Source organism: Arthrobacter sp. TJ-254, assembly GCF_058269175.1.
In genome coordinates this window covers 479,412-504,228 of record NZ_JBZCNF010000003.1, presented here as the reverse complement: position 1 = coordinate 504,228, position 24,817 = coordinate 479,412, and the positions used below count along the sequence as shown (strand labels likewise).

Here is a 24,817-nt window from a genome sequence, read left to right as displayed (position 1 = left end):
AAACATTCCTTCGGCAGGTTGTATGTAGTGCTCCGGCTGTGCGCCGGCGGTTAGTCGGTCGCAGCGCGGGAAACCGAGTCCCAGAGCGAATCGACCCAGGGCAGGTCTTCGGGCTGGTCCTGCGACCCCTCGCCGGATGACTCTTCAATGCCGGCGCCGCCCTTGACGAGGTAGCGCTTCTCCCCGGGCATTACGAGGAAGATCCGGTCGCGGGCCTGCTGCTTGATGTAGGCGGGGTCGTTCCACCGTGCGAGGTCCGCGCGGTGTTCTTCCTGGATCTGCTCCTGCCTCGCAATGTCCTCGCGCAGGGTCTGGAGTTCGCCCTGCTGCTTGAGGTAGGTGCTGATCGACGGGGCGAGGAGCACCGTCACGGCGATCAGGACGACGGCGAGGGCAAGCAGGCGCCCGGAAAACGACTGCGCCGGAATGGGTTTGGCGTCCTCGGCGGGAATGATGACCCGGTTCTTGGGCCGGACCACGCTCGAGCCCGCACGGCGGATGGCTCCGGCCAGCTGCTCCCTTTCCGCGGCACGCGCCTGGGAGGGGCTTGCCTGCGCCCGGGGCGGCCGGGCGGGGCCGCGCCCCGGCTCGGTGCTGCGGGGTCCGGCGCCGCCCGGCGCCGGAACGACGGGGTCGTGCGCGCCGGGCGCCGGAGCGCCTGACTCGTGCGCGCCCGCCGCCCGTCCGGACGTTGCGCCGGTGCCCGCTGCCGTCCGCCCCGCCGAGGGCGAGGGGCGGACGGCGCGCGGCACGTTGGGTCGGCGGGCTGACATGTTACTCCTCGGGTGGTGCTTGTGCCGGAATCAATGATCCCGTCCTACGAGGGTAACCGCCCTCCGGTTCAACTAGGCAGTGAAACGCGGGAAGGCGCTGCGGCCGGCGTAGCGTGCCGCGTCGTCGAGCTCCTCTTCGATGCGCAGGAGCTGGTTGTATTTGGCAACCCGCTCGGAGCGCGCCGGCGCGCCGGTCTTGATCTGGCCCGCGTTCGTGGCAACGCAGATGTCGGCGATCGTGGTGTCTTCGGTTTCACCGGAGCGGTGCGAAGTGATCGTCGTGTAACCGGCCCGCTGCGCCATGGAGATCGCGTCGAGGGTCTCGGTGAGCGTTCCAATCTGGTTGACCTTCACCAGCAGCGAGTTCGCCGTGTCGTTCTTGATGCCGCGCTCAAGGCGGGTGGGGTTGGTGACGAAGAGGTCGTCACCAACGATCTGCACCTTGTCGCCGATGGCGGCGGTGAGGGCCTTCCAGCCGTCCCAGTCCTCCTCGTCGAGGGGATCCTCGATGGAGACAAGCGGGTAGTCGCGCACGAGTTCCTCGAAGTAGGTGCTCATTTCGGCGGTGCTCAGGGACTTGCCCTCGAAGGTGTAGACGCCGTCCTTGTAGAACTCGGAGGCTGCGACGTCGAGGGCGAACGCGATGTCGGTGCCGACGGTGTAGCCGGCCCGCTCAACCGCGGTGGTGATGAGGTCGAGTGCGTCGCGGTTCGACGGAAGGTTCGGCGCGAAGCCGCCTTCGTCGCCAAGGCCCGTGGCGAGGCCCTTTTCCTTGAGGACGGCCTTCAGTTCGTGGTAGACCTCAACACCCCAGCGCAGGCCTTCGGAGAAGGAGGAGGCACCGAGGGGAACGATCATGAATTCCTGGATGTCGACGTCGGAGTCAGCGTGTGAGCCGCCGTTCAGGATGTTCATGAGCGGGACGGGAAGCACGTGTGCGTTGGGGCCGCCGAGGTAGCGGTAGAGGGGCAGCGCGGAGGATTCTGCGGCGGCACGGGCGATGGCCAGCGAGACACCGAGGATGGCGTTGGCGCCGAGGCTCGACTTGTTCTCGGTTCCGTCGAGGTCGAGCATCGCCTGGTCGATGGCGCGCTGGTCGGCGGCGTCGAAGCCGAGGAGCGCGGGCTGGATCTGCTCGATGACTGCCTCGACGGCCTGCAGGACGCCCTTGCCGAGGTAGCGGTTCTTTTCGCCGTCGCGGCGTTCGTTTGCCTCGAAGGCTCCCGTTGAAGCGCCGGAGGGAACGGCGGCGCGGCCGAACGTGTCGTCGTCGAGCAGTACTTCGACCTCGACGGTGGGGTTGCCGCGGGAGTCAAGGATTTCCCTTGCGTGGATGGCGTCGATAATTGCCATGGAAATGCTCCTGTTCGTTGGAGTGGAGAAATTCGCACCGGGTTGGACGGCAGTGTCAAAAGCAACGGCAGTGTCACCTCTAGCCTAGTTCACCGCCGGGTGAACTAGGCGTTCGGGGCCGAATCCGCCGTCAACACTCGGCCTTGACTGCGGGCGGCGGGCGCTCGGCGCATCCGGGGTCTTTTCCGTTTAGGTGAAGTGTGCTTCACTTGTTTCTACGTGGAGGGGAGTATCCCCTTATCCCGTTCATCGTCAGTACGAAGGCCCCGGCGCCTTCCGGTGAACAGGCCGGGCACTGCGGCCGGGAGAGACCTCCAGTTGGTTGTTACTGACTGGAAGCAGGTTTACATGTTTGTTCCCCTATGGGTGTGGGCCGCCGTGATCGGCTTTATCCTCCTGATGCTCCTCGTCGACCTCTTCGCCCACCGCCGCGCCCACGTCATCGGGGTGCGTGAGGCGGCGGCATGGTCAGTTGTCTGGGTGTTCTTCGGCGTCGCCTTCGGCGCCGTGATCTGGCGGTTCTGGGGAGCCGAGTTCGGGCAGCAGTACTTTGCGGGCTACCTGATCGAGAAATCCCTCGCCGTCGACAACGTCTTTGTCTGGGCGATCATCTTCACCTTCTTCGCCGTCCCCCGCGAGTTCCAGCACAGGGTGCTGTTCTTTGGAGTCCTCGGCGCCCTCGTGTTCCGTGCCATCTTCATCGCGGCCGGAGCGGCAATCATCGCCAGCGCAGGCTGGGTGCTCTACCTTTTCGCCGCGTTCCTGCTCTACACCGGGTACAAGATGCTCCGCCAGCGCGATGAACACATCGATCCGGAAAAGTCGCGGGCCCTCAGGCTGTTCCGCCGCCATGTCCCCATGACGGACGCCTTCCACGGCCAGCGGTTCCTGATCCGCCGCAACTCGGTGCTGCTTGCAACGCCACTGCTGGCGGTCCTGGTGATGGTTGAAGTCACCGATATCATCTTCGCGGTCGACTCCATCCCGGCGATCTTCGCGGTCACCGACGAAGTGTTCCTCGTCTTCACCGCCAACGCCTTCGCCATCCTTGGACTGCGCGCCATGTACTTCCTCCTCGCCGACCTCATCCACCGCTTCGTCTACCTCAAGGCCGGACTGGCTCTCGTCCTGATCTGGGTCGGCATTAAAATGGCCCTTAAGATCGACGTCTACTACATCCCGACGCCCATCTCGCTTGCCGTCATTGCCGTGATCCTCAGCGTCTCCATTGCAGCGAGCCTCATTGCGACCCGGGGCCAGGAAAGGCACGAACTCCCGGCCTCGCCCGCTCCGCCGTTCCGCAACGCCGAACCCGAGGAGATCGCGGCCATTGAACCCCTGTGGGGCCGGCGCCGCAGGGAGGAGAAGGAGGCCGAGCGGGCAGACCGCTGACTCCTGGGACCGCGGGGGTCCCCTCAGGGGAACGCANCTGGGACCGCGCGGTTCCCTGCAGGGAACCGCGCGGTCCCAGGCCGCCGGCCCACCGAATCCCTACCGCAGCAGCCCCGACCGCAGGAGTCTCCACCGCAGCCTTACCTACCGCAAACCGGAGCCAGGAGGACCCACCATGAGAACATCAGAAGCCGTCGCCAGCGACGCCGACGGCGACGGCGCAGCGGCAGCGTCCGGCCCGTCCCCCACACCTCCGCGGCGGCCGCCGTGGACGTTCCTCACGAACCACGGCCACGTGCTCCTGACCGTGGCCGCGGAGCCGCACATGCTGGTCCAGGACATCGCCGGCCGGGTAGGGATCACCCCGAGGGCGACCCTTCACATCCTGAAGGACCTGGAGGACGCCGGATACCTCCAACGCCTCAAGGAGGGCCGCCGCACGCACTACGTGGTCGAAGCACACCAGCACTTCCGCCATCCCACAACGGCCCACCAGGAGATTGGTGCCCTGCTGCGGATCTTCGACGCACGGTCCGTCGAACCGCCTGCGGAGACCGGCTGACTGGTGACGGGCGGATCAGGGACCGGCCCTCTTCGTACCGGAACACCGGGGCGAAGAAGACAACCGGGAATAGGATAGGAATCCACCACGCTGCACACGTGGTCGTCCACCTAGCGTCTTCCAGGTTCTCGGCCCGGCGACCGAGGGAACGTAGGCTCTTGACGCTGGCCCCTCGCCCGCATTGAGCGGGAGGGAATAAACCACAGTCCCAGCCTCTTACATGTGGTCGGCAACGCTAAGTGAACGTAATCCACACCTCAAGGAAATCTATGAACTCCAGCATTCCCGAAGCATCAGCGTCAACATCCACCGCGCCCTACCGCCCCGGGCCGCCGAGCAAACACCAGCTGGCGCTGATGATCTGGGTGGCCGTCTTCCCCACACTGACCATCCTTAACCTCGTATTCGGGCCCTGGCTGGCAATGCTGAATCCTGTTCTGCGCACCTTCGTCCTTGCCACTGTCGCGGTTCCCATCGTGATTTATGGCATCATGCCTCACATTCAGCGCCTCCGCACCCGGATCCTCATGCGGAAACATTCGAGGGCCTGATCGCTGCGACAACCGCCCAGGAAGCAGGGATCCCGACCGCGCCCTATGAAGGCAGGGTTGGGCGTTTCACTTCGCCACTGCGTGGACCACACAGGATCAGAACCCGCTGACCTGTATTCGGCTGGTCTGAAGCCGGCTGGTCTAAAGCGGGCTGGTCTGTTCCGGCCGATTTGGGATCGGGGCCGGTCAGCCGGCCGGCGTCACGGGGATACGAGCGTGCAGGCGGTGTCGGGGGCGTACCGCAGCCAGCTGGGAAGGGCTGCGGTGAAGGCACCGTGCACCCCCGCGGTGCGCGTCGCCGTCCAGTCCACCGGTCCGTCAACCTCGGACTCGTGCTTGTTCCATTCGAACCAGTTGATCATTTTCAGCTGCGGGAAGTCCTCGGGGATCTCGGGGGCGAAGAGCTGCTCCCACCAGGCGCGCTTGAGGTCCAGTTCACCGGCCCCGCTGCCGCCGGGAGCGTAGAGGGCCGCGGTTTCGGGGATGGCGACGGGTTTGGCGTGGTCGCGCCCGTAGACGGCGTAGAAGTCGGGCACCGCACTGTGGTCGCCGTTGGCTCCGGAGTAGGTTCCGGTGAGCTGTTCGATGAACTTGCCGGGCTCGGGCAGTTCATTCTCCCCCCACGGGTACTCCGAGCCCCAGTGGTAGATCGACATGCCAACCCAGTCGACCGCGTCGTCGCCGGGATAGTAGGGGGCGTAGGGGTCGTCGGTCCTCGTCAGGGCGCCGTCGTCGTCGGTATCGAGGGCGGCAAAGGCGGCGGTTCCCGGCTCGGCCTTGTACTGCCCTTCAACGAAGGGGTAGCCGCCCCCGTAGTTCGGCGCCCACATCATTGCCGACCCCGGAGCCTTGGCGTGAATGACGCCGGCCATCTTCCGGAAGCTGGCTACGTATTCCGCGGGCTCCTGGGACCACGCGTACCACGACCCGTTCATTTCGTGGGCGAAGCGCACGATGACCGGAACTCCCGTCGCGTTCAACGCCGCAAGGTCCTCGGCCAGGGAGTCGATGGCATCGTCGGTCACGGCCTCGAGGCCCTGGACGGGCTCGAGGGTCAACAGCATCATCCGGCCGCTGTCACGGATCTGCTCCGCGGCGCGCTCAAGGGTGGCCCTCCCCCGCTCGTCGTAGGGGAAATCCGTGAAGGAGACGCTGACCGCCGGGGCGTGGCCCAGGGCATCTGCGTAGTCGGCGAGGGGATTTTCCTCAAGATCGAGGTTCACCCCGAACAGCGCCCCTGTCTCCGGGACCAGGGCGGCGCGGTCGACAACCGCACAGTGGGCCGAAGCGGCCCTCTCCAGGCGGTCCCGTTCGGCAAGCTCGGAACGGATATCCACCGCAGCAACCCCAAGGACCGCCACGCATGCCGCAACGGGAAGGGCGAAGGCCTTCAGCGTGCTGCGGGTGGGCCGCAGCGTGAACCCTGCGGCGCGCGGGGGGCGGTTCCGTGCTCGGTGGGACATCGGGTGGTGCGCCTTCCTAAGGGCTGGTGCGGCTCGCATAAGCCACGGCTGCGTCCGTCGCGCATTCCACTCACGGCGGAGGACGCCGACAGCGACAGCGCGGCGCGGGGCGTGGCTATCGTGTCATGCCGGCTCACTGATGCGCGGGAGGCACACCTGCAACATCCGCACCAGGTGCGGTGATTGGGATTCGGGCACACCGCTGTCCCGCCCAGGTCCCGGCCGCGGCGGTTGAAGCACCCGCCTGCCGACGGGCCTTCCATGCCTGCCGACCTCCGGCTGCCCCCTGTCCGCTAGGAACCACCAGCGGCTCCGCCGGCCGCGGCCTGGAAGCGGGCGACGGCAGCGCGCAGCGCCCGTTCCGGGTCAAGGCCCTGCTCCACGCCGGCCCGGGCAAGTGCGAAAAGCTGCTCCCCAAACTGTTCCTCGGTGGCGGGCGCAGGCAGCGGCGGGGCGGCCGGAACGTCGGTTCTCGGCGGTGGCGCGGCCGGGCGCAGGGAAGCCGCCCTCCCGAGGCTCTTGGCGGCCAGGGCCAGTGCCGGAAGGTGCCGGGGAATGCCGTCGAAGGGTTCCCGGGACGGGCTCTCCTGCTTCTTGACCACCTGCCAGGTGTCCACGATCTCCTCGACCGTGGCCGGGAATCTCTCCTGGAGCGATCCGTCGGGGCGGAACACGTGGGGATTGCGCCGCTCCATCTTCCGCGTGAGCCCCTCAATCACTTCGAGCATGCCGAAGCCGCCGCGCTCGCGCTGGAGCTGGGCATGGAGGACCACCTGCAGCAGGACGTCGCCGAGCTCTCCACGCAGCTCGTCCCGGGCGCCCACCGTTCCCCCGGCGCGGGGCGTCACTGGTGAACTCCCGCGCTCGTCCGTGGATGCCGGGCCGGCGGCGGGCCCGGGGTGCGCCCCGCCAGCCTCGAGAGCCTCGATTGCGTCGACGAGCTCGTAGCACTCCTCGATCAGGTACTCGACGAGCGAGGCATGGGTCAGGGCGCCCATCCACGGGCAGTGCTCGCGCAGCTGGGCGATGACAAGCACGAGCCGCTCAATCGCCGCCCCCGCACCATCGCTCCCTGGCTCGGGTGTCCTGCCCATGCCCCGGGGTGCCTAGGAGGCGGCGCTGTCGAAGCCGACCATCACGTACTCGACGAGCGCTTCCCGGTCCTCAAGCGGGAGGAACGCGGCGTCGACGGCGTTGAGCGTCAGCTCCAGCAGGTCGCCGAGGTCGTAGCCGAAGGTGTCGACAAGGAGCTCCATCTCCCCGCTCAGGGTGACGCCGCTCATCAGCCGGTTGTCGGTGTTGACCGTGACCTTGAAGCCCAGCTGGTAGAGCAGGTCTATGGGGTGGTTTTCGATGCCCTCGCCGAACGCCGCGATGGCACCGGTCTGCAGGTTCGACGACGGGCACAGCTCAAGGGCGATCCCGCGGTCCCGGACCCACGCCGCGATGCGGCCAAGGTTGGCCATGCCGACCTCGTCTCCGGCGTCGTCGAATTCGATCCCGATGTCTTCGGCGATGCGGACCCCGTGCCCGAGCCGCAGCGCGCGCCCGGTGACGAGTGCGTCAACGATGCTTTCAAGGCCCGCGGCTTCGCCGGCGTGGACGGTGACGGGGAACTGCTGTTCGGCGAGGTAGGTGAATGCGTCGGCGAACCGTGAGGGCGGGAATCCGTCCTCGGCTCCGGCAATGTCGAAGCCGACGGCGCCGTTGTCGCGGTGGCGCACGGCGAGTTCGGCGATCTCCCGGCCGCGGTCGGCGTGGCGCATTGCGGTGATGAGCTGGCCGACCTGGATGACCCTGCCCGCGGCGAGTGATGCCTCAACCCCGGCCTCGAGGCCTTCCTGGACCGCTTCGACCGCTTCGTCGAGGGAGAGCCCCTGCGCCGTGTGCTGCTCGGGCGCCCAGCGGACCTCGCCGTAGACAACGCCGTCGGCGGCAAGATCCTCGACGAACTCCCGGGCAACCCGCACGAGGGCAGGCCGTGTCTGCATGACGGCGACAGTGTGGTTGAACGTCTCCAGGTAGCGGACCAGCGAGCCGGAGTCGGCGGAGTCGCGGAACCACCGCCCGAGCTCATCCGGGTCGGTGGTGGGCAGCTCGTGGCCGATCTCGCCGGCGAGCTCAACGATCGTTGCCGGCCGGAGGCCGCCGTCGAGGTGGTCGTGGAGGGAGACCTTCGGGAGGCTGCGGATATCGAAGGAGGTGCCCGGGGCAGGGTTGCTTGAGGTGTCAGTCACGCTTTCAACCCTACAGCGGGGCCCGTTCGGGCCGCACCCTCAGGCGGCCTGCTCGATATCGGGAAGGTCCGGGCCTGCCGCCGCGGGGAGCGCCCGGGCCCCTCCCTTGCCGGAGACCGCGCTGAGCACCCGGTCGACGGCGACGCCGATTACCACGGCCACCGCGATTGCCACTGCCACGCCCAGCAGCTGGTTCCCGGTGAACCAGGCTCCGGCCAGCGCACCGATCCCCACGGAGTACGCGCCCCACACGGCCCCGGCAAGCCCGGACAGGGCGACGAAGCGACGCCGGGGGTAACCGGTGGTTCCGGCGGCGAGGTTCACGGCCACCCTGCCGATCGGCAGGAAACGGCCTACCAGGAGCAGCGAGGCCGCCCGCTTGTCCAGTTCGTACGACGCCCAGGCGAAGGAGCGGCGCATGCGGGGCCGCCGCATCCACCGGAAACGGGTCAGCCCGATGCCCCGGCCAATGGCATAGGCGGTGTTGTCGCCGAGGAAGGCGCCAAGCGAGGCGGCAAGCATCAGCAGCCACGGGTTGGGATGGCCCTGGGTGAGGATCAGGGAGGCAAGGCCGACCACCACCGACTCGCTGGGGAAGGGCGGGAAGAACCCGTCGACGGTGCAGCAGACGAACACCAGGAGGTACACCCAGGGTTGCGCCGCGGCGTCGATGACCCAGGAATTGATCCCTGTGAGCAGGGAGAGGATCAGGTCCACGGGGAGCCATCCGGCGCCCTGGATCCGCGCCGTTGCGCGGGGTCAACTTGACTGAGCATTGACCGATTCTGCTCCCCGGCGGACCGGAACGCATCAGGGAGGGCCCCGATTAAGTCCCCCACAGCGGCCAAAAACCCCTGCGGGCCGGTCCGGCGGAACAGCGAGCGGACCGGCCGCCGGAGCGGCAGGGCCTAGGAGACCCTGTCGAGGATGAGCTCCTGGGCCGGGCGCGATCCCTCGGGGGCGATGACGACGGCGTCGGCAAGGGCCTGGCGGGCCCGCTCGAACCGCTCCGGGGTGTCGGTCAGCAGGGTCATGAGCGGCTCCCCTGCCCGGACAAGCGCCCCGGGCTTGGCGTGCATCCGCACCCCGGCGCCCGCCTGCACGACATCCTCCTTGCGGGCCCGGCCCGCGCCGAGCCGCCAAGCCGCCACGCCGACGGACAGGGCGTCGAGCTCGACGAGCACGCCGTCGGCCGGGGCGTAGATGGTCTCCGATTCCCGGGCCACCGGAAGCGCGGCCCGCGGATCGCCGCCCTGTGCCTCAATCATCCGGTTCCAGACGTCCATCGCCCGGCCGTCCTTCAGGGCCGCTGCGGGGTCGGCGTCGGAGACGCCCGCCGCCGCAAGCATCTCCTCGGCGAGGCGCACCGTGAGTTCGACAACGTCCTCCGGCCCTCCTCCGGCGAGGACCTCGACGGATTCCTGGACCTCAATGGCGTTGCCGGCTGTGAGTCCGAGCGGGGTGCTCATGTTGGTCAGCAGCGCCACAGTGCGCACGCCGGCGTCGGTGCCCAGGTCGACCATCGTCCGTGCCAGTTCGAGGGCGTCCTCGCGGGTCTTCATGAAGGCGCCGGTGCCGACCTTGACGTCGAGCACCAGCGAGCCGGTACCCTCGGCGATCTTCTTGCTCATGATCGATGAGGCGATGAGCGGAATCGCCTCGACCGTTCCGGTGACGTCGCGCAGCGCGTAGAGCTTCTTGTCGGCCGGGGCAAGGCCCGCTCCGGCGGCGCAGATCACTGCCCCGACGGCGGCCAGCTGGCTCATCATCTCCTCGTTGCTCAGGTACGCCCTCCAGCCCGGGATCGATTCGAGCTTGTCGAGGGTGCCCCCGGTGTGGCCGAGGCCGCGTCCGGACAGCTGCGGCACGGCGACCCCGAAGACCGCGACGAGGGGTGCCAGCGGAAGGGTGATCTTGTCGCCGACGCCTCCCGTTGAGTGCTTGTCGCTCGTGGGCCGGCCCAGGGAGGAGAAGTCCAAGCGCTCGCCGGAGGCGATCATCGCCGCGGTCCAGCGGGAGATTTCGGCACGGTCCATCCCGTTGAGCAGGATTGCCATGTTCAGCGCCGCCATCTGTTCGTCGGCGATTGCACCGCGCGTGTAGGCGTCGATTGTCCAGTCGATCTGTTCGGGGCTGAGCGTTCCGCGGTCCCGTTTGGTGCGGATGATATCGACGGCGTCGAAGGCTTCGGTCATGAGTTTTCTACCTTTGGGAGCTGGGGGTGGCGGCGGGGTGCCGCGTCAGGAAAGGTTGTCGGGTCCGAAGGCGTCGGGAAGCACCTGGTCCATGGTGCGGACGCCGCTGACGGTCAGCAGCAGCATCCCGGGAGCCCGGAATTCGTAGAGCAGCTGGCGGCAGCGCCCGCACGGCATGAGGGTGTTTCCGGCGCGGTCAACGCAGCTGAAGGCCACGAGCCGCCCGCCGCCGGTCATGGCGAGGTTGCTGATCAGGGAGCATTCGGCGCACAGGGTGAGGCCGTAGGACGCGTTCTCAACGTTGCACCCGGTAACGATTCGGCCGTCCTCGGTCAGGGCTGCTGCCCCGACCGGGAAGTTGGAGTACGGCGCGTAGGCCTTCTCCATGGCCGTGGTTGCGGCGGCCGTCAACTCGTCCCAGGGGACGTCTGCCGGTTCAATCATGGGTTTTCCCCGTTCGTTGGGCCGTCCGGGCGGCTGCCCGGACGGCGCTGGTGTTGCTGGGCGTTCGCGGCGCGGCGCTCAGCCCTTGATGTACGGGATGCCGCTGGCTCCTGGCGCCCGGGACCTGCCGACGAGCCCCGCGACGGCGAAGATCGTCACGACGTAGGGCAGCATCCTGAGGAACTGGTCGGGTACCGGGGTGCCGAGCAGGCTCAGCACGTTGGAGAGGTTCGTCGCGAAGCCGAACAGCAGGGCGGCGAAGAACGCACCGAGCGGATTCCACCGGCCGAAGATGAGCGCGGCGAGGGCGATGTAGCCCTGGCCTGCGGTCATGTCCCGGCCGAAGCCCGACACCGACACGAGGGTGAAGAAGGCGCCGCCGACACCGGCGACGACGCCGGCGAGGAGGACGTTGATGAAGCGCATCCGGTTGACGTTGACGCCGAGCGTGTCCGCGGCCTTGGGGTGTTCGCCGACGGCGCGGGTGCGCAGGCCCCACCGCGAGTGGTAGAGCGCGACGTAGATGACGGCAACGGCAACGTACATCAGGTAGCCAACAATTGTCTGCTCGAACAGGATGGGGCCGAGGATCGGGATGTCGGAGAGCACCGGGATGCTCAGGACGGGAAGCTGCGGCGGCGTGTTCCAGGTTTCGGCGTCCCGGCTGAGCACCGAGGAGAAAAGGAACCCGGTGAGCCCGGAAACCAGCACGTTGAGGACGACCCCGACGATGACCTGGTTCACGATGTACCGGATGCTGAAGACCGCCAGGGCGAGCGAGACAATCACACCCGCCGCCGCCGCGGCGAAGAGCCCGACGATTGCGCTTCCGGAAAGGGACGCCGCAACCGCGGCGGCGAATGCGCCGAAGAGCAGCTGACCCTCGATGGCGATGTTGACCACGCCGGAGCGTTCGCTGAGAACACCGGAGAGCGAGCCGAAGATCAGCGGCACGGCCAGGGTGACCGAACCCGCCAGCAGCCCGTACAGGGCAACGTTCGGCGTGCGCGCACTGCCCACCACCCAGGTCAGGAACCCGATGAGGAAGACCAGGGCGAAGACGACGAGCAGCCAGACCGGCAGGGGCTCCCCTCGCCTGGTCTTGAGGATGGCGAAGGCCGCGCCGGCGATCAGCAGCAGCGAGGTGAGCCAGCCGATCACCGGTGCGGAGAGGACAAGCTGGGGCAGGACAATGGCGTCGTTGGGATCCGAGAGGCGGAACGTGACGTCGTTGCCGGGGGCTCCGAGGGCGAAGAGCAGCAGCGCCGCGAGGGCCACGATGCTCAGGAGGATCGGCGTCTTCCAGCTGCGGACCGTTCCGGGCCCGCTGTCGTGGCGCTCGGGTGCTGCTGTGGTGGCGGTACTCATGCTTGGCCTCCGGTGGCTGCGGCGGTGCGGTTCCTGCTGCCCTTGCCGGCCTGGATGGCGCCGGGCACCGGCAGGCGGAAGAGCGAGCGCACCAGCGGCGGTGCGGCAATGAACAGGACGATGAGGGACTGGACCACCAGCACAATGTCGATGCTCGTGCCGGTGGAGGCCTGCATTGTGACACCGCCGGCGCGGAAGGCGCCGAACAGCAGGCCGGCTGCGAACGTCCCCCACGGCGACGAGCGGCCAAGGAGCGCCACAGTGATGGCGTCGAAGCCGAAGCTCGCGGCAACTCCCGAAGTGAGCACCTTTTCGGTGCCCGAGACCTGGGCGACCCCGGCAAGTCCGGCGAGGGCACCGGCGATGGCCATGGCCACGATGTAGCCCTTGCCGACGCTCACGCCCGCCGTCTTGGCGGCGCTGGGGTTGGCGCCGACGGCGCGCAGTTCGAACCCGATGGTGGAGCGGTTCAGCAGCCACCACACGAAGACCGTGGCCAGCACGGCGAGCACGAAGCCCCAGTGGAGCCGGAACCCCGTTCCCAGCAGCGGCGGGTAGAGCGCCGTCGGGTCGAGCTGCGGGCTGATGGGGTTGGTGGATCCCGGGCGCTGGAACGCCGGCGTGCTCAGCAGGTAAAGCACGAGGTTCACCGCGATGTAGTTGAGCATGATGGTGAGGATCACCTCGTGTGCACCCGTGCGTGCCTTGAGCACGCCCACAAGTCCTGCCCACAGCGCCCCGCCGAGCATCCCGGCGAAGATCACGAGCAGCAGGTGGATTCCAACGGGCAGGTGGAGGGTGAAGCCGACCCACGCCGCGAAGGTCGCACCGATGAGGATCTGGCCCTGCGCGCCGATGTTGAACAGTCCGGCGCGGAACGCAAGCGCCACTCCGAGTCCCGCGCAGATTAGCGGCGTTGCGACGGTGAGGGTCTGGGTCAGGGGGTAGATCATGCGCGTGAAGGTCGTCCCGCTGGCGTTGAACACCGAGCCTTCGAACAACGCGATGTAGGCCGATGACGCTGCCGACCAGGCGGCGGCGATCGTATCGAGCGGGCGCGAGAAGAAGTAGGAGGCCGAACTTGCGACTTCCTCGTTCGTGATGGCGATCAGCAGCCCGCCCAGGATCAGCGACAGGACAACGGCGAGGACGGCGACAAGCGCGTTGCCGGTCATGATGCGCTGAAGCACCGGCTGTTCAGTGCCCGGACTCGCCGCGGCAAGGTTCGACGCGCTCACGGGAACAGCGGGAGGGGGAACCTGACCGTCGCCGGTCTCTGCCGCCGCTTCGAGCCGGAGCTCCTCCTGCCTGCCGGCTTCGCGCGCCGCGCGGCGGGATTCGGGCCTGCCCCCGGTGGTGCCGGAGGTCTCCGGCGGGTTCTCCTGCGGACTCACTTGTCCCCTCCTTGGAATTCATTGGCCTGGCTGAGTGCCTCGTCGGCGGGCATCCCGGCCATCATCAGGCCGAGGACGTCGCGGGAGGCGTTGCCGGGCACGATGCCCATCAGCCGGCCCCGGTACAGCACGGCGATCCGGTCTGCGAGTTCGAGCACTTCGTCGAGTTCTGTTGAAACAATCATGACGGGGGTGCCGCCGTCCCGCTCCGCGACGATGCGCTTGTGAAGGAATTCGATCGAGCCGACATCGACGCCGCGGGTGGGCTGGGAGGCGATGAAGAGCTTGAGGGGCCGCGAGAATTCGCGGGCCATGACGACCTTCTGCTGGTTGCCGCCCGACAGGGTGCCTGCGGCGGCCGAAGCGGACTGGGTGCGGACGTCGTACTCGGCGATCTTCTCGTCGGCGTTCTTCGCGATCAGCGCGGAGTCCATGTTCAGCCCCCGCGCGAAGGGCGCCTGGTCGTAACGGTTCAGGATCAAGTTCTCGGCGACGGAAAACGTACCGACGAGCCCTTCAACGCTGCGGTCCTCGGGCACGAACCCGACTCCGGCTTTGATGACCTCCTTGACGCTGCGGCCCACCAGTTCGGATCCGCCGAGGGTTACTGAGCCGGTGACATGGTCCTGGAGCCCCATGATGGCCTCGGTGAGTTCCGTCTGGCCGTTCCCCTGGACACCGGCGACGGCGAGGATCTCCCCCTCGGCGATCTCGAAGCTCACATTGTCGACAACGCGCTGGCCGTTTGCTGCCCGAACGGTGAGGTCGCGGACCTTGAAAGTGGTTTCGCCACGCCGCACCGGGGCCTTCTGGAGGGTGAGGTTCACCGAGCGGCCGACCATGAGGGAGGCAAGTTCGGTGGTTGAGGCGTCGGGGTCGGCCGTCCCAACGACCTTGCCCCGCCGGATGACGGTGATGACGTCCGACACTGCCTTGACCTCGCGGAGCTTGTGGGAGATGAAGACGATCGACTTGCCGTCGGCCTTCAGCTGTCCCATGATGCCGAGCAGCTCGTCGGTCTCCTTGGGAGTGAGCACGGCAGTCGGTTCGTCGAGGATGAGCACCTCGGCGTCGCGGACGAGGGCCTTGATGATTTCGACACGCTGCTGGACCCCGACCGGGAGGTCTTCGACGACGGCGTCGGGATCGACATCGAACCCGTACTGGTCGGAGATCTGCTGGATCCTGGTGCGGGTCTGGGCGAGGTTGAGCATTCCGCCGGCCTTGACGGTCTCGTTGCCCAGTGCGACGTTCTCTGCGACGGTGAAGACCGGAACCAGCATGAAGTGCTGGTGGACCATCCCGATGCCTGCAGCCATTGCGTCACCGGGTCCGGTGAAGGTGACTGGCTTGTCATCGACGAGGATCGTGCCCTCGGTTGGTGAGTAGAGGCCGTACAGGACGTTCATCAGCGTCGACTTGCCGGCGCCGTTCTCGCCGAGAAGGCTGTGAACCTGTCCCGGCTCGACCACAAGGTCGATGTGGTCGTTGGCGATCAGGGAACCAAACCGCTTGGTGATTCCTTTGAGTTCGAGTTTCACAACTCATCCAACCTGTTCTGTGCTCGGGAATTCGAGTGAGGAAGGCCGGCGTCGGATCCGCCGGGCCGGTTCACAAAAACGAACCGCTTTCCTCCCGGGTGAACCGTAGGAGGAAAGCGGTTCGCTTGATCTCTTGGGGTTACTTCGGGCTCGCTGCTGAGTCCACAGTAATCTCGCCCGCGATGATTTGTTCCTTAATCTCGTCGAGCTCGGTCTGCAGCTCGGCGGGAACGTTTGCTTCCTGGTCGTGGAACGGTGCAAGGGCAACGCCCCCGTTCTCCAGGGTGCCGACGTAGGGGGTGTTGTCGAAGTTGCCTTCGACGTCGCTGGCGATGACCTCGTTGACGGCGTCGCCCATGAGCTTCATGACCGAGGTGAGGATGAACTCCTCGCCCTTGCCGGCGGTCTCGTAGCCGTCGGAGTCGACCCAGACGACCGTTGTCTTCTTGCCGGCCTTGTTCGCCTCGATTACCGCATCGAGGGTGCCGAGGCCAACGGGGCCCGCGACGGGCATGATGACGTCGGCGCCTTCGTTGATGAAGTTCTTGGTGTTGGTCTTGCCGGCGCCCTGGTCGTTGAAGTTGCCGATGAAGGTGCCGTTCTGGGCTTCCTTGTCCCAGCCAAGCAGTTCGACCTTCTCGCCCTTCTGCTCGTTGAAGTACTCAACGCCCTCGGCGAAGCCGTCCATGAAGATGGTCACTGTGGGAATGTTGATTCCGCCGTAGGTGGCGACCTTTCCGGTCTCCGAGGTGGCAGCCGCGGCGTAACCGGCAAGGAATGCCGCCTGAGCCGTGTCGTAGATGATCGGCTTGACGTTCTCGGCTTCGATCGAGTTGTCGTCGACGATCGCGAAGTGCGAGTCGGGGTTGGCCTCGGCCGCTTCCTTCGTGGTGTCGGCCAGGAGGAAACCGACGGTGACGGTCATGTCGCAGCCGCCCTGGACCATGGTGTCGACGTTCGGACCGAAGTCGGTCTCGGCCTGGGACTCGGCCTGGTTGATCTTGATGCCGAGCTCGGATTCGGCCTTCTTCAGCCCTTCGTAGCTCGACTGGTTGAAGGAACGGTCGTCGAATCCGCCAGAGTCGGAAACGATGCAGCCCAGGTAGTCGACGGGCTCGCCGGATGCGTTTGCCCCGCCTTCTTCGGCGGGGGGCGCGCCGCAGCCACTGAGAATAAGAGCAGACACGCCGAGGACGGCAGCGGAAAGTCCCGCGCCGCGCCGAGTTGTGCGCAGTGAGTTCTTCAAAATTCCTCCAGAAAAGAAAATTAGCCCCGCGTGCGGAAGGCCAGTGAGTGTCCGTCACGAGTCAAAGAGGAACTCGAAGCTCTGTTTTCACTGATCGAAGCGCGGCGCTGGCGACACCTTCGGTGCAGCACTTTACGGGATCACTCTAGTGGGCGGGTGACGCGCGACACTACCATCGTCGTTCGGCACGCCGACATTGTTCGGGTTTTGTTACACAAGAACTATATAGCAGGGCCGGAATTGCCCGCCCCGACACGGGGGGCGGAGGTCAGTGGCGCAGGCCGAGAACCGCGCGCATTGCCGCGGCGGCCATCACGCGCACTCCGCACGCGATCGCCCTCTCGTCCGGGCTGTAGTCGCCGCGGTGCAGGTCGTACGTCTCGCCGCTCGCGGACCGGGTGCCAAGGCGCATCATGGCCCCGGGCACCTCCTGGGTCATCCACGCGAAGTCCTCCCCGCCCATCGACTGCGGCGTCAGCACGACGGCGTCGGGGCCGAGCTCTGCCCGCGCCGCCGCCTCGAGCAGGCCCGTTTCGGCTTCGGAGTTGATCACCGGGGGCACCCCGCGGATGTGCTCGATCTCCACGTCGACGCCGAAGGGCGCCGCGGCCTGCCGGACCGCCTCGTCGAGCAGGTCCCCCGCCGTTTCCCAGGCCTCACCGTCGAGGCACCGCAGGGTGCCGGAGAGGAAACCGTGGCCGGGGATGGCGTTGGGCGCCGAGCCCGCGTGGACCTGACCCCACACAACGGAAACCGCGCTGCGGACGTCGATGCGCCGTGACAGCACCGCCGGGACGTTCACGGCGATCGAAGCGAGGGCGAAGACGAGGTCCTCGGTGAGGTGCGGGCGGGAGGTGTGCCCGCCGCGCCCGGTGAGCTCGACCCGGAGGGTGTCGGAGGCCGAGGTGATGGCCCCGATGCGGGTGCCCACCTGCCCGACGTCGATCCTGGGGTCGCAGTGGAGGGCAAGGATGCGCGGAACCTCGGCCAGGACCCCCTGGGCGATGACGTCGAGGGCACCGCCTGGCATCATTTCCTCGGCGGGCTGGAAAATCACGCGCACCGAGCCCTTCAACGGGGTCTGGGAGTCGATCGACTTGAGCACGAGCGCGACGCCGACCATGACCGTTGTGTGGATGTCGTGGCCGCAGGCATGGGCGATGCCCGGGTTCACCGAACTGAACGGCAGCGAGGTTTCCTCGGCGATCGGCAGCGCGTCGATGTCCGCCCGCAGTCCAACCCGCAGCGGCCCCTCGCCGATATCGACGTAGACGCCGGTGTTTTCGAGCCGTTTGGGCTGCAGGCCCGCCTGCTCGAGGCGTTCGACGATGCGGTCGGTGGTGCGGTATTCCTCGTAGGAAAGCTCGGGGTGGGCGTGAATGTCGCGCCGGAACTCGGCAAGCTCGCCCAGCAGGGGTGCCACCCACACGCCGATGTGCGGGACGGCGGTTGCTTCGGGGCGTTTGGTTTCCACGCTCCAAGCCTAGCGACCCCTGCCCCCGGAACCGTAACCGGTCTGCTGGTTACAGCGTCATGTGCCGCCGCCGGGGCCGGGAGGCTGCCCGAGGGGTCCCTAGAGGACGTCGGTGTCGCCGCTGGCGCGGAGGTGCTCCACTGCCTTCTTCACTTCCTGGGCGTGTTCCTTCGTTGTCACAAGCAGGGCATCGGGGGTGTCGACGATGACGACGTCGTTGATGCCGATCAGCGCTATCACCCTCTTGGTGTCCGAAACGACGATGCCCGAGGCGTTCTCGGAGAAGACCCGCGCCCCCTCGCCCATGACCTTCAGGTCATTGTTCTCGGTGGCGGGGTTGAGCCGGCCGATAGCGGCGAAGTCACCGACGTCGTCCCAGCTGAACCGCCCGGGGATCATCGCGACGTCGCCGGCCGCCGCGGCCGGCTCGGCGACTGCATAGTCGATGGCGATCTTTGGCAGGGACGGCCACACGCGGCGGGCGACCTCGACCCGGCTCGGGGTGTCCCAGGCCTCGGCGATCTCGGTCAGCCCGGCGTGGAGTTCGGGTTCGTTCGCTTCGAGGTGCTTCAGCATCAGCGCCACCGGGGCGACGAACATGCCGGCGTTCCAGGAGTACTTCCCGGTCTCGAGGTAGCCCAGGGCCACCTCCTGCGAAGGCTTTTCAACGAATTCGATGACGGCGTGAGCGCTCGGGGCTTCGGGGATGTGCAGCGCGTTGCCGGCGCGGATGTACCCGAACCCGGTTGACGGGTGGGTGGGCTCGATCCCGATCGTGACGATGTACCCCTCCGCTGCCGTATAGATGGCCTCCCGCACTGCGGCCTGGAAGGTTTCGACGGGGGTGATGACCTGGTCCGCGGCGAATGACCCCATGATGATGTCGGGGTCGCGCTTGTAGAGGATCGCCGCCGCGAGCCCGATCGCGGCTGCCGAGTCCTTCGGCTCGCTCTCGAGCACGAGGTTCATGTCCTCGAGCTCGGGCAGCTGCGCCAGGACGGCGCGGCGGTGGACGACGCCGGTGACGACCATGGTGCGGCCCGCACACAGCGGGCCCAGCCGGTCGTATGTCGCACGGATCAGGGTGCTCCCCGAACCGGTGAGGTCGTGAAGGAACTTCGGGGCTGCGGCGCGGGACAGCGGCCAGAGGCGCGTTCCCACTCCACCGGCCGGGATTACGCCGTGGAAACGGTCAAGGACGCTCTTCTGGGTCTGGGCAGCCGCCCTTTGATCGCTCATCTCTTCCACGTTAGTCCACACTCCCCAAGTGAAGACGCCCGCCGCAGCAAGACCGGACTTAAGACACCCGGTGCTGATCGGGTCTTGTCAATGTAAACAAGCTCACAGTATAGGGAAGCCTAAATTGAATCCATCCTTTCAGGAGCCTAGATTATTGTTGACTTACAGTGCTCTCGCACGGGCGTCATTCTTGCGCGGAACTCACGCTAACGCCCATGCGATGCAGGGAGGATTCAATGCCGAAGACACCAGCAGGCACCCTTTACCGCGGCCGGGAAGGCCAGTGGTCGTGGGTAGCGCATCGCATCACCGGGGTAGTGATTTTCTTCTATCTCCTCGTCCATGTTTTGGACACGTCGCTGGTCCGGGTATCCCCCGAGGCCTATGACGCCGTCATCGAGTCCTACAAGAACCCGCTGGTCGGCCTCGGCGAGCTCGGCCTTGTCGGGGCGATCGTGCTCCACGCGTTCAACGGCCTGCGCATCATCGCCGTCGACTTCTGGAAAAAGGGCCCCCAGTACCACCGCCAGATGCTCTGGGTCGTAATCGGGCTGTGGGCGGTCACAATGATCGCCTTCGCGATCCGTCATCTTTCCGTCGTCTTCGGAGGTCACTAAGCCATGGCTGTTCCCACAATCGACACCCCCCGCTCCGGCCGGGTAGCGCCCGGGTACACCCGGAACAAGACCTCGCGCGGCAACTTCGAGATGATCTCGTGGCTCTTCATGCGCTTCTCCGGGGTGGTCCTGGTCGTCCTGATCTTCGTTCACCTCTGGACGAGCCTTGTGGCCGGCGACGGCATCAAGCAGGTCTCCTTCGGTTTTGTCGCAGGCAAGTGGGCAAGCCCGCTCTGGCAGTTCTGGGACCTGACGATGCTGTGGCTGGCAATGCTGCACGGCACCAACGGGGTGCGGGTCATCATCAACGACTACGCCGATAAGAACTCCACCCGCATGTGGCTCAAGGGCGTGCTCTACTCGGCGGGCCTCGTCATCGTGATCCTCGGCACCCTGGTGATCTTCACCTTCGATCCCTGCCCCGTTATCGACGGCGTTCCGCACTCCGCACCGTACTGCCCCGCCCCCTAGGCCCGGCTTCCAGTGCACCCCTGGGCGCACTCTTCATTAGTTCAACAGAAAGAGCGACAAGCATGCAGGTCCACAAGTACGACGTCGTCATCGTCGGCGCCGGCGGCGCCGGAATGCGCGCGGCCATCGAATCCGGGCAGCGCGCACGTACGGCTGTACTGACGAAGCTCTACCCCACGCGGTCCCACACGGGCGCCGCGCAGGGCGGAATGTGCGCGGCCCTGGCCAATGTCGAGGAAGACAACTGGGAATGGCACACCTTCGACACCGTCAAGGGCGGCGACTACCTCGTCGACCAGGACGCAGCCGAGGTCATGGCCAAGGAAGCAATCGACGCCGTCCTCGACCTTGAGAAGATGGGCCTGCCGTTCAACCGCACCCCCGAGGGCCGCATCGACCAGCGCCGCTTCGGCGGCCACACCCGCGACCACGGCAAGGCCCCGGTCCGCCGGTCCTGCTACGCGGCCGACCGCACCGGGCACATGATCCTGCAGACGCTCTACCAAAACTGCGTCAAGCACAACGTCGAGTTCTACAACGAGTACTACGTGCTCGACCTGCTCATGGTGGACCAGGAAGAGACGGTCGACGGCGTGACGCGCCTGCAGAAGCGCGTCGCCGGCGTCGTCTCCTACGACCTGGCCTCCGGGGAGCTCCACGTCTTCCAGGCGAAGTCGGTCATCTTCGCAACCGGCGGCGTGGGCAAGGTCTACAAGACCACCTCCAACGCCCACACCCTGACCGGTGACGGGATGGGCATCGCCTTCCGCCGCGGCATCCCCCTCGAGGACATGGAGTTCTTCCAGTTCCACCCGACGGGCCTTGCCGGCCTCGGGATCCTCCTCTCCGAGGCCGCCCGCGGCGAGGGCGCGATCCTGCGCAACTCCGAGGGCGAACGCTTCATGGAGCGCTACGCCCCGACCATCAAGGATCTCGCCCCCCGTGACATCGTGGCCCGCTCGATGGCGAACGAGGTCCGTGAAGGCCGGGGTTCGGGGCCGAACAAGGACTACGTCCTGCTCGACCTGACCCACCTCGAGCCCGCGCACATCGACGCCAAGCTCCCGGACATCACCGAGTTCGCCCGGACCTACCTCGGCGTCGAGCCCTACACCGAGCCCGTTCCGGTGTTCCCGACCGCGCATTACGCGATGGGCGGGATCCCCACAAACATCAAGGCCGAGGTCCTGCAGGACAACGACACGGTGGTGCCCGGGCTTTACGCCGCCGGCGAGGTGGCCTGCGTCTCCGTTCACGGCTCGAACCGGCTCGGCACCAACTCGCTGCTCGACATCAACGTGTTCGGCAAGCGCGCCGGCATCTACGCGGCCGAGTATGCCCTCACCGCCGACTTCGTCGAAATTCCCGACAACCCCCTTGCCGACACGGAGGCGCTGCTCGACACCGCGCGCAGTTCCGAGGGCGGCGAGCGGGTCTCGCAGATCCGCAAGGAACTGCAGGACATCATGGATGCCAACGTCCAGGTGTTCCGCACCGAGGAGACCCTCCTCGAGGCGCTGCGGGTCATCGATGGTCTGGAGGAGCGCTACAAGCGCATCTCCGTGCAGGACAAGGGCAAGCGTTTCAACCTCGACCTCCTGGAAGCCGTGGAGCTTGGCTTCCTGCTCGACATGGCCAAGGTCATGGCGGCCGCCGCGCTGCACCGCAAGGAGTCCCGCGGAGGCCACTTCCGGGAGGACTACCCCAACCGCGACGACGCCAACTTCATGACCCACTCGATGGCCTACAAGGATCCCTCCGCCGTCGAGACCAGCGGCGTCCGGCTTGAGACCAAGCCGGTCATCTTCACCCGTTACCAGCCGATGGAGCGTAAGTACTGATGAGCACCCCAACCATTGAAAAAGAGCCGGCCTCCAAGGTCGAGCTGCCCGCCGGTGTGGGGGGCGGGGAGATTCCCTCCTTCGATATCACGCTCAAGGTGCGCCGCTACAACCCCGAGGTCTCCGACGAGGCGCACTGGGACGAATGGCAGCTGACCATGTACGGCACCGACCGCGTCCTCGATGCCCTGCACAAGGTCAAGTGGGAGCACGACGGATCCGTTTCGTTCCGCCGCTCCTGCGCGCACGGCGTCTGCGGTTCCGACGCGATGCGCATCAACGGCCGCAACCGGCTTGCCTGCAAGACCCTGCTCAAGGACCTCGACACCTCCAAGCCGATCCTCGTCGAGCCGATCAAGGGCCTTCCGGTGGAGAAGGACCTCATCGTGGACATGGAGCCGTTCTTCCAGTCCTACCGCGAGATCATGCCGTTCCTCATCACCAAGGGCCACGAGCCCACCCGTGAGCGCCTGCAGTCCGCCGAGGACAGGGAGCGCTACGACGACACCACCAAGTGCATCCTGTGCGCCGCGTGCACCTCGTCCTGCCCCGTGTTCTGGACCGACGGCCAGTACTTCGGCCCGGCCGCGATCGTCAACGCGCACCGCTTCATCTTCGACTCGCGCGACGACGCCGGCGACATGCGCCTTGAGATCCTCAACGACAAGGAAGGCGTGTGGCGCTGCCGCACCACCTTCAACTGCTCGGAAGCCTGCCCCCGCGGAATCCAGGTGACGAAGGCAATCGCAGAGGTCAAGCAGGCGATCCTCACCCGCAAGATCTAGGTTTCCTCAGGAAACCGGCCCTCGGCCCGAGGCACGCCCCGCGGCCGAAACGCACGAAGGAAAGGCAGTCCGCCGGAAGCGGGCTGCCTTTCCTTGTCCCAGCGCCTTCCCCTGCCTTCCTCGCCGCCGGTACGGCCCCCGTGTCCGGCGGCGGTGCCGCTGGCACCCGGCGGCGCCCTGCGTGCGGCGTCAGGCCTCCCGCTGGCCCCTGCGGCTCTTTTGTCGCAGCGTGCCTGCCTTCTCCCGATGTGCAAGGGCCGCCTCGGAGTGCTCGTCGGCCGTTCCGATCGCTCCCCACGCCGCCGCCATCAGGTAGACCTGGCTCAGCAGGTAGAACCAGACGAAGAGACCGAGGATCACGGCGAACGGCGCGAGCAGCGGTGAGCTGCCGACGCCGCCAAGCAGCGCCGCGCTGAGGGTGCGCAGCACCGTGCTCCCAACACCGGCGAAAAGCGCCGCCTGCAGCAGGACCTTCCGCGGCATGTCGATCACCGAGGTGGTGTGGAGCAGGATGGCCGCGACGGCGGTGTCGAGGATGAGCATGATGGTGAAGCCCGCGAACTGCGTCAGCGGGCGTGCCGCCTCGGTGAGCCCCACAAGCTCCAGCGCGAAATCAACCATCGTATTGGCGATGAAGCCGACGCCCGTCGTCACGAGCAGTGCCACGGCGAGGACCAGCAGCACCGCGAGGTCCTTGAGGATGACCTTCATTGCGCTTTCGGTGACCGGGCCCAGGGCGAAGATGCTCCGCATGCCTGCCCGGATTCCCGCCATCCACACGAGTGATGAGACGAGCATGACGACAGTGGAAATCACGAGCGCGACGCCGAAGCCCGAACCGGAGAACAATTCCTCCCGGGTGGCCAGCCCGCCCTCGCCGGTGTCGATGAGACCCGGCGTCGTGGCACCGACCGTCTCAACGATCAGCTCCTGCAGCCGGGTGTCCCCGGCGATGACCAGTCCAAGGATGGAGAACCCCGCAATGAGCATCGCGGCGATGGCGAAGAACATCCGATAGGCGATGCCTGCTGCAAGCAGCGCCCCGCGGCGCAGTGCGTAAAGCTGGAGGGCACGTATGGGGCGCAGCGCGCTGAGGCGGGCCATCATCACGCCGAGCCGGGCTGCGGCAAGGGCCGGGCCCCGCGTGCCTTCACGGGTCAGCCGGCTCAGGTTCTGCCGCGCCTCAAGGGCCTTCAGGACGAGCTTGTCGCGGTCGGCCGGCGAGACCTGGTCAGGTGCCCGCGGTCTCCCAGCCTTCAGGGTCTTGGCCAAAGGTAAGCTCTTCCCTCAGTCTCCACAGGCCGGTCGGCTCGTGCTCGTACAGTCCCATAGTACGTACCGTAAAGGAAGCCTCGAAGGAGTGAAGCCGTTCCATCGCCTCATCCATGCTCGCTTCGCTGACGTCGTGGGCGACGGTGACGTGCGGATGGAAGGGGAACTCGAGGTCCCGCTCCAGGGGGCCACGCTGGAGGCGCGAATGAAGCTTCACGCAGGCCTCGAACCCCTCGCGGACGCGGAGGAACACCACGGGCGAAAGCGGGCGGAAGGAGCCGGTTCCGCTGAGCGTGACGGTGAAGGGATCCTGTTTCTGCGCCACCGCGCGGACATGCTCGAGCGTCCACTCCCAGTCCGTGGCGGGGGTTGTTGTGATCAGGGTGATGTGCGGTGGGACGAGGGCTGCCATGGGGTCGCCGAAAGAGGCCCGCCACTGCTCCAGTTCCGACGCAAGCGGCTCCGGGACCGGAAGCGTGACACCCACGCAGCTGGTCCGCTGGCCGGCGGGCCCGGGACGCTCAAGCCGCTCGGCGCTGCGCTCGTCCAGCAGTTCGCTCCCCTGCCGGGTCTGGGGCTCGCTCGTGCGCTGGCGCATG

23 protein-coding genes are annotated in these 24,817 nt (G+C 66.9%); 7 read left to right on the top strand and 16 right to left on the bottom strand.

From position 1 onward, the window contains the following. Nucleotides 1-50: 50 nt before the first annotated feature. Together AC4D14_RS10970 and eno are read right to left on the bottom strand one after the other, a co-directional pair. Nucleotides 51-773, bottom strand: a complete 723-nt coding sequence (locus AC4D14_RS10970) for an FtsB family cell division protein (RefSeq protein WP_490902228.1) — start codon at nt 771-773, stop codon at nt 51-53. Nucleotides 774-845: 72 nt separating this feature from the next. After that, nucleotides 846-2,126 (bottom strand): phosphopyruvate hydratase, encoded by a 1,281-nt coding sequence (gene eno / locus AC4D14_RS10965; protein WP_490902227.1) that lies wholly within the window; start codon nt 2,124-2,126, stop codon nt 846-848. Between the two features lie 348 nt (nt 2,127-2,474). Here eno and AC4D14_RS10960 point away from each other — a divergent pair, with 348 nt between their 5' ends. From AC4D14_RS10960 to AC4D14_RS10950, 3 genes are all read left to right on the top strand, one after another. Further along, a complete protein-coding gene (locus AC4D14_RS10960; RefSeq protein WP_490902225.1) occupies nt 2,475-3,518 on the top strand; it encodes a TerC family protein in 1,044 nt (347 codons plus the stop codon). A 175-nt stretch (nt 3,519-3,693) separates the two neighbouring features. Further along, nucleotides 3,694-4,080 carry a helix-turn-helix transcriptional regulator gene (locus AC4D14_RS10955; RefSeq protein WP_490902224.1) on the top strand — a complete coding sequence of 129 codons (387 nt, stop codon included), beginning with the start codon at nt 3,694-3,696 and terminating at the stop codon, nt 4,078-4,080. 269 nt (nt 4,081-4,349) lie between these two features. Then, nucleotides 4,350-4,631: a putative antibiotic biosynthesis monooxygenase gene (locus AC4D14_RS10950; protein ID WP_490902222.1), complete on the top strand. Its 282-nt coding sequence runs from the start codon at nt 4,350-4,352 to the stop codon at nt 4,629-4,631. Between the two features lie 200 nt (nt 4,632-4,831). Here the strand turns inward: AC4D14_RS10950 and AC4D14_RS10945 are convergent, their stop codons facing one another. The 12 genes from AC4D14_RS10945 to AC4D14_RS10890 all read right to left on the bottom strand — a co-directional run bounded on the left by AC4D14_RS10945 (nt 4,832) and on the right by AC4D14_RS10890 (nt 19,232). Then, nucleotides 4,832-6,094, bottom strand: coding sequence for a glycoside hydrolase family 26 protein (locus tag AC4D14_RS10945; RefSeq protein ID WP_490902220.1), 1,263 nt, complete (start codon nt 6,092-6,094; stop codon nt 4,832-4,834). A gap of 293 nt (nt 6,095-6,387) precedes the next feature. Then, on the bottom strand, nt 6,388-7,188 hold the full coding sequence (locus AC4D14_RS10940) for a MazG nucleotide pyrophosphohydrolase domain-containing protein (RefSeq protein WP_490902219.1): 801 nt from the start codon (nt 7,186-7,188) through the stop codon (nt 6,388-6,390). 12 nt (nt 7,189-7,200) lie between these two features. Then, nucleotides 7,201-8,331, bottom strand: coding sequence for an adenosine deaminase (locus tag AC4D14_RS10935; protein ID WP_490902218.1), 1,131 nt, complete (start codon nt 8,329-8,331; stop codon nt 7,201-7,203). A gap of 39 nt (nt 8,332-8,370) precedes the next feature. Next, nucleotides 8,371-9,048, bottom strand: a complete 678-nt coding sequence (locus tag AC4D14_RS10930) for a DedA family protein (protein ID WP_490902217.1) — start codon at nt 9,046-9,048, stop codon at nt 8,371-8,373. A gap of 191 nt (nt 9,049-9,239) precedes the next feature. Then, a complete protein-coding gene (locus AC4D14_RS10925) occupies nt 9,240-10,526 on the bottom strand; it encodes a thymidine phosphorylase (RefSeq protein WP_490902216.1) in 1,287 nt (428 codons plus the stop codon). 45 nt (nt 10,527-10,571) lie between these two features. Continuing rightward, nucleotides 10,572-10,970 (bottom strand): cytidine deaminase, encoded by a 399-nt coding sequence (locus AC4D14_RS10920; protein ID WP_490902214.1) that lies wholly within the window; start codon nt 10,968-10,970, stop codon nt 10,572-10,574. A 78-nt stretch (nt 10,971-11,048) separates the two neighbouring features. Further along, a complete protein-coding gene (locus AC4D14_RS10915) occupies nt 11,049-12,338 on the bottom strand; it encodes an ABC transporter permease (RefSeq protein ID WP_490902212.1) in 1,290 nt (429 codons plus the stop codon). Then, nucleotides 12,335-13,732, bottom strand: a complete 1,398-nt coding sequence (locus AC4D14_RS10910; RefSeq protein ID WP_490902210.1) for an ABC transporter permease — start codon at nt 13,730-13,732, stop codon at nt 12,335-12,337. The genes AC4D14_RS10915 and AC4D14_RS10910 overlap by 4 nt, the downstream gene beginning before the upstream one ends. Further along, nucleotides 13,729-15,273: an ABC transporter ATP-binding protein gene (locus AC4D14_RS10905; RefSeq protein WP_490902208.1), complete on the bottom strand. Its 1,545-nt coding sequence runs from the start codon at nt 15,271-15,273 to the stop codon at nt 13,729-13,731. Before AC4D14_RS10905 ends, AC4D14_RS10910 begins: the two co-directional genes overlap by 4 nt. A 139-nt stretch (nt 15,274-15,412) precedes the next feature. Then, entirely contained in the window at nt 15,413-16,519 is a 1,107-nt protein-coding gene (locus tag AC4D14_RS10900; RefSeq protein WP_490902206.1) for a BMP family lipoprotein, read from the bottom strand. A gap of 268 nt (nt 16,520-16,787) precedes the next feature. Then, nucleotides 16,788-17,993, bottom strand: coding sequence for an amidohydrolase (locus AC4D14_RS10895; protein WP_490902205.1), 1,206 nt, complete (start codon nt 17,991-17,993; stop codon nt 16,788-16,790). 99 nt (nt 17,994-18,092) lie between these two features. Beyond that, nucleotides 18,093-19,232, bottom strand: coding sequence for a mannose-1-phosphate guanylyltransferase (locus tag AC4D14_RS10890; RefSeq protein ID WP_490902203.1), 1,140 nt, complete (start codon nt 19,230-19,232; stop codon nt 18,093-18,095). Nucleotides 19,233-19,468: 236 nt separating this feature from the next. On the opposite strand from AC4D14_RS10890, the gene sdhC reads away from it, so the two are divergent. The 4 genes from sdhC to AC4D14_RS10870 all read left to right on the top strand — a co-directional run bounded on the left by sdhC (nt 19,469) and on the right by AC4D14_RS10870 (nt 22,946). Beyond that, nucleotides 19,469-19,849 carry a succinate dehydrogenase, cytochrome b556 subunit gene (sdhC, locus tag AC4D14_RS10885; RefSeq protein ID WP_490902201.1) on the top strand — a complete coding sequence of 127 codons (381 nt, stop codon included), beginning with the start codon at nt 19,469-19,471 and terminating at the stop codon, nt 19,847-19,849. A 3-nt stretch (nt 19,850-19,852) separates the two neighbouring features. Then, complete coding sequence (locus AC4D14_RS10880; protein WP_490902200.1) at nt 19,853-20,320, top strand: succinate dehydrogenase hydrophobic membrane anchor subunit; 468 nt, start codon at nt 19,853-19,855, stop codon at nt 20,318-20,320. A gap of 62 nt (nt 20,321-20,382) precedes the next feature. After that, nucleotides 20,383-22,161, top strand: coding sequence for a succinate dehydrogenase flavoprotein subunit (gene sdhA, locus AC4D14_RS10875; RefSeq protein ID WP_490902198.1), 1,779 nt, complete (start codon nt 20,383-20,385; stop codon nt 22,159-22,161). Continuing rightward, nucleotides 22,161-22,946 carry a succinate dehydrogenase iron-sulfur subunit gene (locus AC4D14_RS10870; RefSeq protein WP_490902196.1) on the top strand — a complete coding sequence of 262 codons (786 nt, stop codon included), beginning with the start codon at nt 22,161-22,163 and terminating at the stop codon, nt 22,944-22,946. Before sdhA ends, AC4D14_RS10870 begins: the two co-directional genes overlap by 1 nt. Nucleotides 22,947-23,135: 189 nt before the next feature. Here AC4D14_RS10870 and AC4D14_RS10865 read toward each other — a convergent pair whose 3' ends face one another. Then, nucleotides 23,136-24,218, bottom strand: a complete 1,083-nt coding sequence (locus tag AC4D14_RS10865; protein ID WP_490902195.1) for a YihY/virulence factor BrkB family protein — start codon at nt 24,216-24,218, stop codon at nt 23,136-23,138. Continuing rightward, nucleotides 24,178-24,816 carry a 2'-5' RNA ligase family protein gene (locus AC4D14_RS10860; protein WP_490902193.1) on the bottom strand — a complete coding sequence of 213 codons (639 nt, stop codon included), beginning with the start codon at nt 24,814-24,816 and terminating at the stop codon, nt 24,178-24,180. Before AC4D14_RS10860 ends, AC4D14_RS10865 begins: the two co-directional genes overlap by 41 nt. Between the last annotated feature and the right edge of the window lies 1 nt (nt 24,817).

Excerpts from the sequence above, each read along its gene's own strand:
- AC4D14_RS10870 (WP_490902196.1), top strand. The coding sequence starts at position 22,161 with ATGAGCACCCCAACCATTGAAAAAGAGCCGGCCTCCAAGGTCGAGCTG.
- AC4D14_RS10950 (WP_490902222.1), top strand. The coding sequence starts at position 4,350 with ATGAACTCCAGCATTCCCGAAGCATCAGCGTCAACATCCACCGCGCCC.
- AC4D14_RS10915 (WP_490902212.1), bottom strand. The coding sequence starts at position 12,338 with ATGAGTACCGCCACCACAGCAGCACCCGAGCGCCACGACAGCGGGCCC.
- AC4D14_RS10880 (WP_490902200.1), top strand. The coding sequence starts at position 19,853 with ATGGCTGTTCCCACAATCGACACCCCCCGCTCCGGCCGGGTAGCGCCC.
- AC4D14_RS10925 (WP_490902216.1), bottom strand. The coding sequence starts at position 10,526 with ATGACCGAAGCCTTCGACGCCGTCGATATCATCCGCACCAAACGGGAC.
- AC4D14_RS10945 (WP_490902220.1), bottom strand. The coding sequence starts at position 6,094 with ATGTCCCACCGAGCACGGAACCGCCCCCCGCGCGCCGCAGGGTTCACG.
- AC4D14_RS10860 (WP_490902193.1), bottom strand. The coding sequence starts at position 24,816 with ATGCGCCAGCGCACGAGCGAGCCCCAGACCCGGCAGGGGAGCGAACTG.
- AC4D14_RS10960 (WP_490902225.1), top strand. The coding sequence starts at position 2,475 with ATGTTTGTTCCCCTATGGGTGTGGGCCGCCGTGATCGGCTTTATCCTC.
- AC4D14_RS10890 (WP_490902203.1), bottom strand. The coding sequence starts at position 19,232 with ATGAGCGATCAAAGGGCGGCTGCCCAGACCCAGAAGAGCGTCCTTGAC.
- AC4D14_RS10940 (WP_490902219.1), bottom strand. The coding sequence starts at position 7,188 with ATGGGCAGGACACCCGAGCCAGGGAGCGATGGTGCGGGGGCGGCGATT.
- AC4D14_RS10955 (WP_490902224.1), top strand. The coding sequence starts at position 3,694 with ATGAGAACATCAGAAGCCGTCGCCAGCGACGCCGACGGCGACGGCGCA.
- AC4D14_RS10970 (WP_490902228.1), bottom strand. The coding sequence starts at position 773 with ATGTCAGCCCGCCGACCCAACGTGCCGCGCGCCGTCCGCCCCTCGCCC.
- sdhA (WP_490902198.1), top strand. The coding sequence starts at position 20,383 with ATGCAGGTCCACAAGTACGACGTCGTCATCGTCGGCGCCGGCGGCGCC.
- eno (WP_490902227.1), bottom strand. The coding sequence starts at position 2,126 with ATGGCAATTATCGACGCCATCCACGCAAGGGAAATCCTTGACTCCCGC.
- sdhC (WP_490902201.1), top strand. The coding sequence starts at position 19,469 with ATGCCGAAGACACCAGCAGGCACCCTTTACCGCGGCCGGGAAGGCCAG.
- AC4D14_RS10920 (WP_490902214.1), bottom strand. The coding sequence starts at position 10,970 with ATGATTGAACCGGCAGACGTCCCCTGGGACGAGTTGACGGCCGCCGCA.